We start from the raw sequence: 13,389 nt of genomic DNA, 5'->3' as shown, positions 1-13,389 counted from the left end.
GGCGGCCTTGCAGTCACGCCGGTGCTCGCCCGCAGATCCAGTCGACTGGACACGACCGATCGGCCATTCTTGCTGCGATCCGCACCTTGGCGGCCCCTAGTCGAGAATGTCACCCCTAGTGAATGCCGCCGGTTCTGCCTTGATCCAAAACGATATCGTGGTCTTCGGCCTGATCGCCGCCACGTTGGGGGCGGTGTTCTGGACCTCCTCGCGCGAGCAGGGGCTGTGGCGACGCTTCTACGCCGTGGTGCCGGCGCTGCTGCTGTGTTACCTGCTGCCAGGCATCTACAATACCGTTGGCCTGATCGACGGTGCCAATACCCGCCTGTACAACCCGATCGCGCGCGACGTGCTGCTGCCGGCCGCGCTGATCCTGCTCACGCTGAGCATCGACCTGCGCGCCATCCTGGGGCTGGGGCCCAAGCTGGTTGCCATGTACCTGGGCGCGTCACTGAGCATCATGCTGGGCGCGGTGGTGGCGTTCTGGGTGATGGGCTGGGTGCATCCGGCCACGGTGGCCGGCGATACCTGGGCCGGCATGGCCGCGCTGGCGGGCAGCTGGATCGGCGGTGGGGCCAATATGCTGGCGATGCGCGAGGTGTTCGATGTGGATGCCACCACCTTCGGGCAGTTTGCAGTGGTGGATGTGGGCGTCGGTTATGTGTGGATGGCGGCGCTGATCTTCCTGGCCGGGCGCGCGCGCAGCATCGATGCGCGCAGCGGCGCCGATACCCGCGCGCTGGATGCCCTGCAGGAGCGCATGGCGCGGTTCCAGGCCGAACACGCGCGCATTCCCAGCCTGGCCGACCTGATGGTGATCGTGGCGGTGGCATTCGGCGGGGTCGGACTGGCGCACGCGCTGGCCAATCCACTGGCCGCATGGTGCAAGGCCAATCTGCGCTGGTCCAGCCAGTTCAGCCTGGACACGCCGTTCGTGTGGGTGGTGGTGCTGGCGACCAGTATCGGCTTGCTGCTGAGCTTCACCCGCGCGCGCACGCTGGAAGGGGCCGGGGCCTCCAAGGTCGGTTCACTGCTGCTGTATTTCCTGATCGCCTGCATCGGCATGCAGATGGATCTGCTGGCGCTGCTGGACCGGCCCTGGCTGTTCCTGCTCGGGCTGATCTGGATCGCGGTGCATATCGGGTTGCTGTGGGGCCTGGGCCGCCTGTTGCGGGTGCCGTTCTTCTATTTCGCGATCGGCTCGCAATCCAATATCGGTGGGCCGGCCTCGGCGCCGGTGGTGGCCGCTGCGTTCCACCCGGCCCTGGCGCCGGTTGGCGTGCTGCTGGGCACGATGGGCTACGCCACCGGCACGTACCTGGCCTATCTGGTCGGCATCACCTTGCGCGCGATGGCGGGAGCGGGCTGACCGGACCGTCGCAAGGTCGGTGTAGTCGTCGGGAAGGTGTGGCAGGACGTGCCGGGGTTGCCTGGCGGTATCACACATTGGCGCAGTGCCGGATGTACTGGCTACATCCCTTCGGCGAGCGCTTGCGAGGTGTTGTCCGCCACCTCGAGGCGGGCGCTGGCCAGCGCCAGTGCCCGGTCATGATTACTGCTGCAGGCCGCGCCGCTGTGCTTCCTGCTGCGTGCTTTGCTGCGACTGCTGCTGATTGTGCTGCTGCAGCTGATCGACATTGCTGTGCGCCGGCTCGTTGGCCGCAGAGGCGGTCTGCACATGGCTGCGCAAATGCGCCGGGTCGTCCATCCGGCCTTGCACCGCGATCAGGCTGTCGCCGTCGCGGTTGGGCACCAGGTGGTCGATTCGCTGCAGGCCGTCGCTGCTTGCACGCGCGGCCACGCTGGCGGCGGTGTTGAGAAACGCGGTGTCGTCGCGCAGACCCAGGCGTTCGCGCTGGCCATCCAGGCGCACCACCGCGTCGTTGAACAACTGGCTGCCTGCACCTTGCGCCTGCCCGGGCGATTGCATCTCCTGCGCCTTCATCACCGAGTCCATGCCGTGGAGGTCCATGCGGTGCATCAACATTCTGCCCGGCACCAGGCGCTGCCCGAACGACAACGGGTCCGGTTCCGGCAGCTCGATCTGGTGGCCGGCCGCATTGGGCATCGCCCATTTCAGCGGGATGCTGTCTTCCTGCAGATGGGTGAGGATCTCGTTCTTGACGTGGTATCCGCGGATCAACTCGCTGCTGGCGTAGTCCTTGGCCGCCGAGGCATCCAGGCCCTGGCGTTCCAGCGTGCGGTCGTTGACGCCGGCGGCGTTGTAGGTCACGGCGGGGATGTCGTTGACCATCGCCGAAGCGGCCGCCAGGCCGCCGCCGAGCGAATGCCCGGAGATCACTACCTGGTCGCCGAACGCCTGCTTGGCCTGGCTGCCGAGCTGGATGGCAGACGCGTATTGCGCGTCGTCGAAGCCCAGGCCCTGGCCAAGGTTGTGCTTCCAGTCCTTGCCTTCGTCGGTGCCGCAGAAGCCGAGCACCACCTGGCCCTGTTCGTTGCGGTAGAACGCGGCATCGAAACCGCTCTTGGCATCGTGCAGCAGGCCCGGGTCGATGCCCGCCCGTTGCAGGGTGCTGTCATCCATGCGCGTCCAGCCGTTGGGCAGGGGCGCAAAGATTTCGGCGCTGCCTTCGCGTCGCTGCGAGGCAGTGGCGTAGAGGTCTTGCAGCACCGCCGGGAACTGGCGGTCTTCCGGCTGCGGTTGCTGTCCACGCATCGACTCTGCGAATGGGGTGGACGAGGAATTTGACGGGCTCATGCGCGGCTCCTTGCGTTCGTCGTGCGAAAAGCCCGCTTAGCGGCTGCTTTCCACGGGAATGTTGTGGGCGCTCAACCATGCGCGCACGTCCGACCTGGCCTGCTGGCCGGCGGGATTGAGCAGGCGGTCCGGGGTGGTGAAGAAATACGCCTGGAAGGTTTTCTGTTGCGCGTTGCGCAGCGTGGGATCCACCCCGGCCTTGAGCAATTGCAGCACTGCCGGGCTTGCCGCGCCGCTTTGTGCGGCCAGATGCAGCACGCTGTTGCCGGTATTGTCGACGCGCTGTAGATCGGCGCCTGCCTGGATCAACGACGCGATCTGCGCATCGCGCTTGCTCTGCACGGCGCGGAACAACGGCGTCCACCCGGCGCGCGCGCTGACCACATCGACCGGCGCCTTGTGCTGCAACAGGATGTTCAGGTATTCCGCATCCTTCGCCATGGCCGCCATATGCACGACCGTTTCCTGGTCCATGCCCGGCAACGACGGATCTGCGCCGGCATCGAGCAAGGCGGCCAGGGCGCGGGGTTGTTCGTTCCAGATCGCCCACTCGAGCAAGGTGACGTTCTGATCGCCGTGTGCGGCGAGATCGACTGTCGGTGCGAGTGCGCGGATTCGGGCGACATCACCGTGCGCGATGGCGTTGGCGATGTCGGTCAGGCCGGGGTCGCGGAAGGCGACGGTGTGGTCCTGCAGCGTAGCTGACATGGTGGTTTGCTCCTTGGCACCGGGCGAGGCGGTGCATGAGACCGCGAAAAACGAGGTCGCAAGAACGAGCAGGGTGGGGAATCGCGTCTGCATCGAAATCTCCTTCTCCTGATCGCATTCCTGGTGGCACTGCGGTGTGTCCTTCCGCAGCCCGGCCGATCCTAACAGCTGCCTGGACGACGCGCGGTAAGATTTTGTGACATGCCGGCGCCGCAGGTTTCAGTTGTTGAGGCCGTTTGTCGTCGTGGTGTCGGCATGTTGCCGATGCATCACGACGAGTCTCACGCGCGCATGCACTCCGCCACAGCCAACGGTCACAAGACGGCCGGCATAATGGTGCTTTGCGAGCAGATGGGTGCAATGGTCTACGAATTACTGATCAGCGATTGCGATGGCGTGCTTGTCGACAGCGAAATACTAGCCGATCGGGTAATGCGCGAGGCGCTGGCGGCCTTCGTGCCGGCCGAAGCGTTGGAGCAGTTGCTCGGCACAATGTTCGGGCAGACCACGCGTGAGGTATTGCTGCGCGTGCAGGAACAATTCGCAGTAAGGCTGCCAGAGACTTTGCTGGCACAGATCCAGGCGCGTAGCGAAGCCTTGATCAAGGCCGAGGTGCAGCCGATTGCCGGCGTGCGCGATGCATTGGAGCAGATTCCGTTGCCGCTGGCGGTGGCCTCCAACAGCCGCCGTCATAACGTGATCGCCTCGGTCGAACGGGTGGGGCTTACCGCACGCGCGGCGGGGCACATCTTCAGTGCAGACATGGTGGAGCGGCCCAAGCCGGCGCCGGATGTCTATCTGTTGGCCGCACGCACCCTCGGCGTTGCGCCGGAGCGCTGCCTGGTGATCGAAGACAGCCCCACCGGTGCGACTGCCGCATTGGCGGCCGGCATGCAGGTGCTGGGATTTACCGGCGCCAGCCATATTCCGCAGGGCCACGCCGACACCCTGCGTCGCATCGGTGTGCTGGGGGTGTTCGACGATATGCGCGAGCTGCCTGCGTTGTTCGAGCGGCTGGCGCAAAAACGCGCTAGCTGAGAGCTGCCGGCAGTACGTCTTGGACGCAGTGTCGATGGTGGCGCAATCGCAGGCCTCTCGTTTTGCAACCGACCGGGCCGGACCGTGCAATCGGCCTGCAATGACAGAGCTGTTGCGTCGTAGCGTGGCTTGGAGACCGTCAAAAGCTTGGTCCGTCGAGCGCGCGGTGCCGTCACCACTTGCGGGTCACGCCGCAAGTACGTCCGCGGCATTCATGCCGCCACACGGTCCGGCAACCGGCAAGGGCACCGCACCAGAAAGTGGTCGGTTGCTTTTTTGAGAGCTTGTTGCTCGGCTTGGGTGGCAGAATCGGGAATGCCGCAGCACAGGCGTGCGGTCTAGATCAGGCGCCGCTAGCGAGACGTTTGTGGGTTGCGTGCTGAAAGCCCGTCCACCGCTCGGCTCGCGATGGGGTGGTGAGACGCTGGTCGACGCACACCGATCCGACCAATGCACCTCATGCACTGCTTGCAACCACGCACACCGACCCTCTCGACTGGTCCTTGCCCGCCCACCGTCGCGGGACCTTACGCGGCAAGGATGCCGCGTAAGAGCCTACAGGGACGTACTTGCGGCGTGTCCTGCGACGGTGGGCGGGCAAGGGCCCTGTAGCGAAGCCGCAGATCAGCCGCTCTGTCTTGCGGCGCGTCCCGCGATGGTGAGCGGGCAAGAATCCTGCCACCAACCCCAAGCCATCAACGCAACAGGGCGCGATTCGCATCGCGCCCTGTTGCGTTCCGACTCGCCACCTATCCGATCATCCGGTCAGCAGCAGCGAAACCCGCTCTTGCCGCCGTAACGCGCGTCCTGGCGCTCGCGGAAGAAGGTGGGGTAGTCCATCACCGGTTTGTCGGGGTGCTTTTCCAGCATGTGGCGCACGTAGTTGTCGTAATCGGGAATGCCGCAGCACAGGCGTGCGGTCTGGATCAGGCGCCGCCAGATGCGGCGATGCACCTGGTATTGGCTGGCGAGAACGAGTTGGGTGCCCATTACAGGTCCGCCATCTGGTGTGGCTGCAAGGCCACGTACGGGGTTTCGCGATCGCTACGCTGCGGATTGCGGCGCGCAGTCAGGATCGTCTTAATCGCGTAGATCAGGATCGAACCCACCACGAACAGGAACAGCACCGTCAGCCCGGTATTGACGTAGGCATTGGTGACGATCTGCTGCATCTGCGCCACCGTCTTGGCCGGCGCGGTGATGGTGTTGCTGGCGATGGCGTCCTGGTACTTGTGTGCCTGCGCCAGGAAACCCTGCGCCGGGTTGCTGTCGAAGATCTTGATCAGCCCCGCATAAGTGGTGCAGATCAGCAGCCACAGCGCCGGCACCAGGGTGACCCAGGCGTAGCGGTCGCGCTTCATCTTGAACAGCACCACCGTGCCCAGCATCAGCGCGATTCCGGCCAGCATCTGGTTGGAGATGCCGAACAACGGCCACAGGGTCTGGATGCCGCCGAACGGATCGATCACGCCGGTGTAGAGCAGGTAGCCCCACAACGCCACGCAACCGGCGGTGGCGATGATGTTGGCCGCCCACGATTCGGTTTTCTTCAGCGCCGGGATGAAGTTGCCCAGCAAGTCCTGCAGCATGAAGCGGCCCGCACGCGTCCCCGCATCCACGGCGGTCAGGATGAACAGCGCTTCGAACAGGATCGCGAAGTGGTACCAGAATGCCATGGTGTCTTCGCCCGGCAGCAGCTGGTGCAGGATCTGCGCAATGCCCACCGCCAGGGTGGGCGCACCACCGGCGCGTGCCAGGATGCTGTGCTCGCCGATGTCGCGTGCCGTGGCTTCCAGCACGTCCGGGGTGATCGCAAAGCCCCATTCGGACACCTTGGCCGCCACCGCCACCGTGTCGCTGCCGACCAGCGAAGCGGGGCTGTTCATGGCGAAGTAGATGCCCGGCTCGATGATCGATGCGGCCACCAGCGCCATCACCGCCACGAACGATTCCATCAACATGCCGCCGTAGCCGATGTAGCGCATGTGGCCTTCATTGGCGAGCAGCTTGGGGGTGGTGCCCGAAGCAATCAGCGCATGGAAACCGGAGACCGCGCCGCAGGCGATGGTGATGAACAGGAACGGAAAGATGCCGCCCTTCCAGACCGGGCCGTCGCCGGTGGACGCGAACTGGGTCAGTGCCGGCATCTTCAGATCCGGCATGACCACCAGGATGCCGATCGCCAGCGCCAGGATCGTGCCGATCTTGAGGAAGGTGGACAGGTAATCGCGCGGCGCCAGCAGCAGCCACACCGGCAACACCGACGCGACGAAGCCGTAGCCGATCAGCATCCAAGTGATCTGCTTGGCGGTGAAGGTGAACGCCGGGCCCCAGCTCGGATCCGCCGCGACCTTGCCGCCCAGCCAGATCGCGCCCAGCAGCAGGATCAGGCCGACCACCGAGATCTCGCCGATCTTGCCGACCCGGATGTAGCGCATGTACACGCCCATCATCAGCGCGATCGGCATCGTGGCGATGACGGTGAACATGCCCCACGGGCTTTCCGCCAGCGCCTTGACCACCACCATCGCCAGCACCGCCAGGATGATGATCATGATCAGGAAGGCACCGAACAAGGCGATGGTGCCGGGCACCTGGCCCATTTCCTCGCGCACCAGATCGCCCAGCGAACGGCCGTTGCGGCGGCTGGACAGGAACAGGACCACGAAGTCCTGCACCGCGCCGGCAAACACCACGCCGACCACCAGCCACAGCAGGCCGGGCAGGTAGCCCATCTGTGCGGCAAGCACCGGGCCGACCAATGGCCCGGCACCGGCGATCGCGGCGAAATGATGGCCGAACAGTACGTGCTTGTTGGTGGGCACGTAGTCCAGGCCGTCGTTGTTGGCCACCGCGGGCGTGGCGCGGGTGACGTCCAGCTGCATCACCTTGTCGGCGATGAACAGGCTGTAGAACCGGTAGGCGATCAGATAGATCGACACCGCCGCCACCACGATCCACAACGCGTTGATGTGTTCGCCGCGGCGCAGTGCCACGGTGCCCAGACAGAACGCGGCCAGCAGCGCCAGCGCGCCCCAGGCCAGCTTCGAGAACCCTTTCATGCATGCCCCTCAGGAACGATTCACCCAAGGGTCACCCTCTGCCCGCCCGGGGTCAATGGCGCCGTTCCGGGCCGGGGTAAAACTTTAGTTGTAGAGCGTCTTGGCGCCGCCTGCCGGATCGCGCGGCGGTGCCGGCGGGTTTTGGAACGATCGGTTGCGCCGGTCGCGGTTGGGCCGCGTGCCGGCTGCATCCATTATTCGAGCCAGTCATTCACGCAGGGAGAGGTCGATGAGCACCACCACCACCGCAGCGGCACATGTGCTGCGCACCATCCGTGGCATGCCCACCTCCGACGGTGCCGGAGTCAAGCTGACCCGCGTGATCGGCACCCAGCAGCTGCCGGACCTGGACCCGTTCCTGATGCTGGACGAGTTCGGCACCGACAAGGCCGAGGATTACCTGGCCGGGTTTCCCAGCCATCCGCACCGCGGCTTCGAGACGGTGACCTACATGCTGGACGGGCGCATGCGCCACAAGGACAACCACGGCAACGAGGGCCTGCTGACCCCGGGCAGCGTGCAGTGGATGACCGCCGGGCGCGGGCTGATCCACTCGGAAATGCCCGAGCAGGAATCCGGGCGCATGCGCGGCTTTCAGCTGTGGGTGAACCTGCCGGCGCGCGACAAGATGACCGACCCCAAATACCAGGAGTACGCCCCGGAACGCATTCCGGTCGCCCAGCCGGCACCTGGCGTCACGGTCAAGGTGATCGCCGGCGCGGTGGGCGAGGTGCGCGGCCCGATCGTGCAACCGGCCACCGAACCGGTGTACCTGGATATCGCACTGGCACCGGATGCGGCCTGGGACTATGTGCTGCCCAGCGGCCATAACGCGTTTGCCTATGCGTTCGAAGGCGCAGTGACGGTAGGTGAGGGCGACGCCGCGCGTGCGCTGCCGGCGCAGGAACTGGCGGTGCTCGGCGGCGGCGAGCGCTTGACGCTACGGGCCGGTGCGCACGGTGCGCAGCTGATCCTGGTGGCGGGCCGCCCGCTCAACGAGCCGGTGATGCGGCACGGCCCGTTCGTGATGAACACCAAGCAGGAATTGATGCAGGCCTTCGTCGATTTTCAGGAAGGCCGGTTTTGAGCCGGCGCGCTGCAGCCACCGCGGGGTTAGCGGCATGAGTGACCGGCCCGTCAGTGTCAGCACCGGCGCGGTGCCGTACACCGTGAGCATCCACGATGGTCGGCACAGCTGGAGCGGCGACACCCAGCCGGCCAATGGCGGCGCCGACGCCGGGCCGGATCCGGAGTCGCAGGTGTTGGGCGCCCTGGGTGCCTGCACCGCGATCACGGTGTCGATGGTGGCCGCGCGCAAGCAGTGGCCGTTGACGGCGGTGCATGTGCATCTGCATTACACCCAGCGCGGCGCTGCAGGCACGCGGATCACGCGGCAGATCGAACTGGAAGGCACGCTGGATGATGCGCAGCGTGCACGACTGTTGGAGGTGGCCGACAAGTGCCCGATCCATCGCCTGCTCACCGGCGAGGTGCGGATCGAGACGGCATTGCAGGGCAACGGCGACGCGTCAGGTGCGGCGGCGGGCATTTGAGAGCGCAGGCGAGCCGCATGCGGGTGCTCCGCCGGCTCGCCTGAAAGACCGCGTTAGGTCGGCATGCACTGGCGCGTCACGACCGCTTGCCTCAGCGCTGCAGTGCCAAGCTGGCCGGCTGCAAATCCATGTTCTGCACCAGCGACTGCATCGAGGCCAGTTCCTCGGTATTGGCGCCGTCGATCCATAGCTGCGCGTAGCGCTTCTTGCCCAGCTCGACCACGGTGACCCGGCGCGATTCCATGCCCGGCAGCTCGCGGCCGCCCAGGTCGAGCTTGTACCAGTAGAACTCCTCCTGCTGGATCTGGCCTTTCTCCGCGCGTCGGTCGCGCGCCAGCGTCATCGCCGGGTCGCGCGTGGTCAGCATTACGCCGACCACTTGGCGACCGTCGGCGGTCATGGCCTTGCAGACCAGATAGTCCGCGCCTGCAAGCTCGCTCCACTGCAGCCCGGAGGCTGGCGGTAGCGGCGGGCAGACCGGTGAGGTTTGGGCGTGAACGGTGGCGGCGGCCAACAGCAGGCTCAGGCCGACAAGGCAGGATGCGGACTTCATTCAAGTGTTCCCCGGCGTTGGATGTCTGCGCAGGGACAGCGTCGTCGCGCGTGTCGCCGCATCAGCCTGTGCGCTCCCCGCCCGGCTGTGCCCGCACGCAACCTGTCCCCAACCTATGGGGACATCACTACCACAGATGTGGCTGCAAGCTCAAGCGCAATTCGCAGGCCGGGCTGCAATCGGTCGTGCGCACCGGCACTCCCGTTTCGAGACCTGGGTGGGTTGCGCGGCGCTTGCGCGCGGCAGCCGGTGATCAGGGGTAGTTGACCGGCCTGGGCGCCGGGGTTTCCGGCAGCGGGATGAATTCCTTGTCGTCGCCGGGAATGCTGCCGAAGCGACCGGCCTGCCAGTCGTCCTTGGCCTGCTCGATGCGCTCCTTGGAGCTGGAGACGAAGTTCCACCACAGGTGGCGCGGGCCATCCAGCGGCTCGCCGCCGAGCAGCATCGCCTTGAGCGGCGTCCTGGCGCGCAGGCGCCCGCGGCTGCCGGGTGAGGGCACGATCAGATGGCGCGCGGGCACATCGGTGCCATCCAGCTGCGCCTCGCCTTCCAGGATGTAGAGCGCACGTTCGGCGTGGCCGGTGTCCAGGTCGATCTCCGCGTCCGGCTGCAGATCCAGTGCGACATTGAGCGTGCCGCTAAACACCTGCACCGGCGATTCCTCGCCATACGCACGGCCGGCGATCACGCGTAGCCAGACGCCATCGCGGCGTTGCTGCGGCAGGCTGGCGGCGGCGTGGTGATGGAAGGCGGGCGCGGTTTCTTCGGCCGAGCGCGGCAGTGCGATCCAGGTCTGCATGCCGTGCAGCGCATGCGTGCGAGCGCGCTCGGGGCCGGGCGTGCGTTCGGAGTGGGCGATACCGCGGCCGGCGGTCATCCAGTTGACGTCGCCGGGGCGGATCACCTGGTCCGAGCCCAAGGTGTCGCGGTGGCCGATCTCGCCGGCCCACAGGAAGGTGACGGTGGCCAGGCCGATATGCGGATGCGGACGCACGTCGATGCCGTGATCCGGCTCCAGCACCGCCGGGCCCATATGGTCGACGAACACGAATGGGCCGACGCTGCGCGCCTGCAGCGTGGGCACGGCGCGGCGGACTTCCAGCCCGCCGATGTCGTGCACGCGGGGAGCGATCAAGGTGGTCATGGCGGCGGCTCGCGGTGGCTGGAGTGGTCGCCAGCTTTGCATGCGCGCACGCGGCCGGGCGAGCGCTCCACCAAGACAGATCGTCCCGGAGGCAGTGTCACGTACGAGGCAGGCGACGTGTTTTTCAATGGCGAGCGGCGCATGCCGCGCGATGGCAGTCGAGCCGCGTGCAGCGATGTGCCGCAGCGACAGCAGGAATGAAATCTTTCGCGACGATGACGTGTGTTGTTGCAGCAAGCATCGCCGGTCGACTGCGAGAGAGTTCGCGCCGGTATCGCTAGCGCCGATGCGCGCCGGGCCTGGATGCCGCGTACTGGAACGTCGTTGCATGGCGCGCCGGCAGCCGGCACGAGCACGCCGGACTCGTTCATCGCGGACGACGGCTGCAGGCACGCAGCAGGTCGATCGCGATTGACTGCCGCGCGCTAGAACAGTTGTGCGGGCGCCGCGGTGTCCAGGGCGATCTCGCCGCGCCGCGAGGCCAGCCGATCGGCCAGGCGCGTGGGCTCGGGCAGGCGGTAGGCGCGCAGGGTACGCAGCGTCCAGTCGAGCGCGCCTTGCATCGAGACGCGATGGCCCGGCGAGACGATCAGCGGATTGCAGCGCAGCTTGCTGCGTAGCGCCCAGCCGATCTGCGTGCCGCCCAGCAGGATCGGGCTATGGTCGCCGCGCTCGGGTCCCGGCTCGACAAAGCTGCCTGCCAGGCGTTGCTTGGCTACGCCGATGCTGGGCAAGCCGGTCACCACGCCAAAGTGCGCGGCGATGCCGAGCTTGCGCGGATGCGCAATGCCCTGGCCGTCGATGAAGACCAGATCCGGCGGGCGCGAGAGCAGTGCCAGCGCCTGCAGCAAGGCCGGCAGCTCGCGAAAGCTGAGCAACCCCGGTACGTACGGCATCGAGGTGGGCACGCGCGCGACATGCGTTTCCAGCGGCAGCAGCATGTCTGCATCCAGCAGCACCGCGGCCGCGCGCGTGGTCTGGCCGTCGTCTTCGAAGCCGACGTCGAAGCCGGCGAGCAGCTGCGGTGTTGCGCCGGCCTGGTCCTGCAGCACCACGCGGTGTGCCAGTTGCTGTTGCAACTGTCGCGCCTGGATGACGCTGCCATCCCAACCGGCAAAGACGGGATCGATCGTTTGCATGGCTGCAGCATCGCGCGCTGGCCGTGGCGGTGCCGTGCACGCCTGCGATGCGCTGGCTGCCGTTACAATCGCAGGCTGATCGGCCCCCAATCGGAGAACCGTAGTGACCCGCAAACTCGTACTGCTGCGCCATGGCCAGAGCCAATGGAACCTGGACAACCGTTTCACCGGCTGGGTGGATGTGGAACTCACCGAGCAAGGCCGCCAGGAAGCCGCTGCGGCCGGCAAGCTGATGAAGGACGAAGGCCTGCAGTTCGATGTGGCGCACACCTCGGTGCTCAAGCGCGCCATCCACACGCTGCAGGGCGCGTTGAAGGAACTCGACCAGGACTGGTTGCCGGTGTCCAAGAGCTGGCGCCTCAACGAGCGCCACTACGGTGGCCTGCAGGGGCTGGACAAGGCCGAGACGGCAGCCAAGCACGGCGAGGAACAGGTCAAGATCTGGCGCCGTTCCTACGACATTCCGCCGCCGGCGATGGACGTCAACGATCCAGGGCATCCGTGTCACGACCGTCGCTACGCCACGCTGGACCGCAATGCATTGCCGGGTACCGAGTCGCTGGCGACCACGCTGGTGCGCGTGCTGCCGTACTGGCACGACGCGATCGCACCGCAGTTGAAGGCCGGGCAGACCGTGCTGGTGACCGCGCACGGCAACTCGCTGCGCGCGCTGTACAAATACCTCAACGACGTCTCCAACGAGCAGATCCTGGAGCTCAACATCCCGACCGGCATCCCGTTGCTGTTCGAGCTGGACGACAACCTGCAGGTGCAAAGCTTCCGCTATCTGGGCGACCCGGAAGCGGCCAAGCGTGCCGCCGAAGCGGTGGCCAACCAGGGCAAGGCGAAGTAATCGCCGCATCCGCTGGCCACGCTGCGTGCACGGCGCGCAGCGTGGCGTGGGTTTCGCAGCGCGCGTTCGAGTGAGGCGTGCGGGTTTGACACACGGGCGGCGTCTGTTCGCGGATCGAACGGGTACCGCAGGACCGCATGCGTGTGTTCTTGCAGGGGAGACATGATGTCCAGCAAGCGTAAAAGGCAACAGATGAGTGCCACCTACTGCCGCGCGTATCTGGTGACGTTGGGTTTGCTGTTGGGCGGTGGCAGCGCTGCGTTCGCGGTGCTGGCCTGGGGCAGCGTGTCCGCTTCGGCGATCGGCGTGGCGCTGCTGATCTGCGTCATGGGTGTGGCGCTGCTGATGTTTGGTTTTTTGGGGCCGTCGCGGCAGATGGAATCCTGGGCGGAGGCAGCGTCCGGGCATGAGGTCGCGCTGGTGCTGATGGCGCTGGCGTATCCGGTGTATCTGCTGATGGCGCCGATGTACGCACGCAAATGACCGCAGTCGATGGCGCGCTGCTGCGCCGGACTGCTGGGTGGTTTCCGCGGCGGTAGATGGCGCTGGCACGCGCGTGCCCAGCTGACGCGCAGTGTCTTGTCGGTCGTTGTGCGTTCTTCGATAAGGCGCGGCACCGG

13 protein-coding genes are annotated in these 13,389 nt (G+C 66.4%); 6 read left to right on the top strand and 7 right to left on the bottom strand.

From position 1 onward, the window contains the following. Positions 1-118 precede the first annotated feature (118 nt). On the top strand, positions 119-1,369 hold the full coding sequence (locus KHN93_RS14415) for a DUF819 family protein (RefSeq protein WP_181098295.1): 1,251 nt from the start codon (positions 119-121) through the stop codon (positions 1,367-1,369). 183 nt (positions 1,370-1,552) lie between these two features. Here the strand turns inward: KHN93_RS14415 and KHN93_RS14410 are convergent, their stop codons facing one another. Together KHN93_RS14410 and KHN93_RS14405 are read right to left on the bottom strand one after the other, a co-directional pair. After that, positions 1,553-2,719: a Tle-like phospholipase domain-containing protein gene (locus KHN93_RS14410; protein ID WP_039526235.1), complete on the bottom strand. Its 1,167-nt coding sequence runs from the start codon at positions 2,717-2,719 to the stop codon at positions 1,553-1,555. 36 nt (positions 2,720-2,755) lie between these two features. After that, complete coding sequence (locus KHN93_RS14405; RefSeq protein WP_211920498.1) at positions 2,756-3,520, bottom strand: ankyrin repeat domain-containing protein; 765 nt, start codon at positions 3,518-3,520, stop codon at positions 2,756-2,758. Between the two features lie 240 nt (positions 3,521-3,760). On the opposite strand from KHN93_RS14405, the gene KHN93_RS14400 reads away from it, so the two are divergent. Next, positions 3,761-4,465 carry an HAD family hydrolase gene (locus KHN93_RS14400; RefSeq protein WP_212579655.1) on the top strand — a complete coding sequence of 235 codons (705 nt, stop codon included), beginning with the start codon at positions 3,761-3,763 and terminating at the stop codon, positions 4,463-4,465. A gap of 765 nt (positions 4,466-5,230) precedes the next feature. Here the strand turns inward: KHN93_RS14400 and KHN93_RS14395 are convergent. Further along, entirely contained in the window at positions 5,231-5,455 is a 225-nt protein-coding gene (locus tag KHN93_RS14395) for a YbdD/YjiX family protein (protein ID WP_016904074.1), read from the bottom strand. Then, on the bottom strand, positions 5,455-7,527 hold the full coding sequence (locus KHN93_RS14390) for a carbon starvation CstA family protein (RefSeq protein WP_039526240.1): 2,073 nt from the start codon (positions 7,525-7,527) through the stop codon (positions 5,455-5,457). The genes KHN93_RS14395 and KHN93_RS14390 overlap by 1 nt, the downstream gene beginning before the upstream one ends. Before the next feature lie 229 nt (positions 7,528-7,756). Here KHN93_RS14390 and KHN93_RS14385 point away from each other — a divergent pair, with 229 nt between their 5' ends. Together KHN93_RS14385 and KHN93_RS14380 are read left to right on the top strand one after the other, a co-directional pair. After that, complete coding sequence (locus KHN93_RS14385) at positions 7,757-8,614, top strand: pirin family protein (RefSeq protein ID WP_016905027.1); 858 nt, start codon at positions 7,757-7,759, stop codon at positions 8,612-8,614. 34 nt (positions 8,615-8,648) lie between these two features. Further along, positions 8,649-9,080, top strand: a complete 432-nt coding sequence (locus tag KHN93_RS14380; protein ID WP_047129037.1) for an OsmC family protein — start codon at positions 8,649-8,651, stop codon at positions 9,078-9,080. A 91-nt stretch (positions 9,081-9,171) separates the two neighbouring features. On the opposite strand, the gene KHN93_RS14375 is transcribed toward KHN93_RS14380, so the two are convergent. From KHN93_RS14375 to nfi, 3 genes are all read right to left on the bottom strand, one after another. Beyond that, on the bottom strand, positions 9,172-9,633 hold the full coding sequence (locus KHN93_RS14375; protein ID WP_047129036.1) for a hypothetical protein: 462 nt from the start codon (positions 9,631-9,633) through the stop codon (positions 9,172-9,174). 253 nt (positions 9,634-9,886) lie between these two features. Continuing rightward, on the bottom strand, positions 9,887-10,777 hold the full coding sequence (locus tag KHN93_RS14370; RefSeq protein ID WP_211920496.1) for a pirin family protein: 891 nt from the start codon (positions 10,775-10,777) through the stop codon (positions 9,887-9,889). Positions 10,778-11,202: 425 nt separating this feature from the next. Beyond that, positions 11,203-11,916, bottom strand: a complete 714-nt coding sequence (gene nfi, locus KHN93_RS14365) for a deoxyribonuclease V (RefSeq protein WP_211920493.1) — start codon at positions 11,914-11,916, stop codon at positions 11,203-11,205. A 103-nt stretch (positions 11,917-12,019) separates the two neighbouring features. On the opposite strand from nfi, the gene gpmA reads away from it, so the two are divergent. Both gpmA and KHN93_RS14355 read left to right on the top strand, forming a co-directional pair. Continuing rightward, on the top strand, positions 12,020-12,769 hold the full coding sequence (gene gpmA, locus KHN93_RS14360; protein WP_016904068.1) for a 2,3-diphosphoglycerate-dependent phosphoglycerate mutase: 750 nt from the start codon (positions 12,020-12,022) through the stop codon (positions 12,767-12,769). 165 nt (positions 12,770-12,934) lie between these two features. Further along, the gene (locus KHN93_RS14355) at positions 12,935-13,252 is read left to right on the top strand and encodes a hypothetical protein (protein ID WP_104559728.1); all 318 of its coding nucleotides are present in this window, start codon (positions 12,935-12,937) and stop codon (positions 13,250-13,252) included. Positions 13,253-13,389 lie beyond the last annotated feature (137 nt).

The sequence above is a fragment of the Xanthomonas arboricola pv. juglandis genome, from assembly GCF_905367715.1.
In the GTDB taxonomy this organism is placed as follows: Bacteria; Pseudomonadota; Gammaproteobacteria; order Xanthomonadales; family Xanthomonadaceae; genus Xanthomonas; species Xanthomonas arboricola.
Note: the sequence above shows the minus strand (reverse complement) of the source record. Positions and strands in the feature narration are given on the sequence as shown.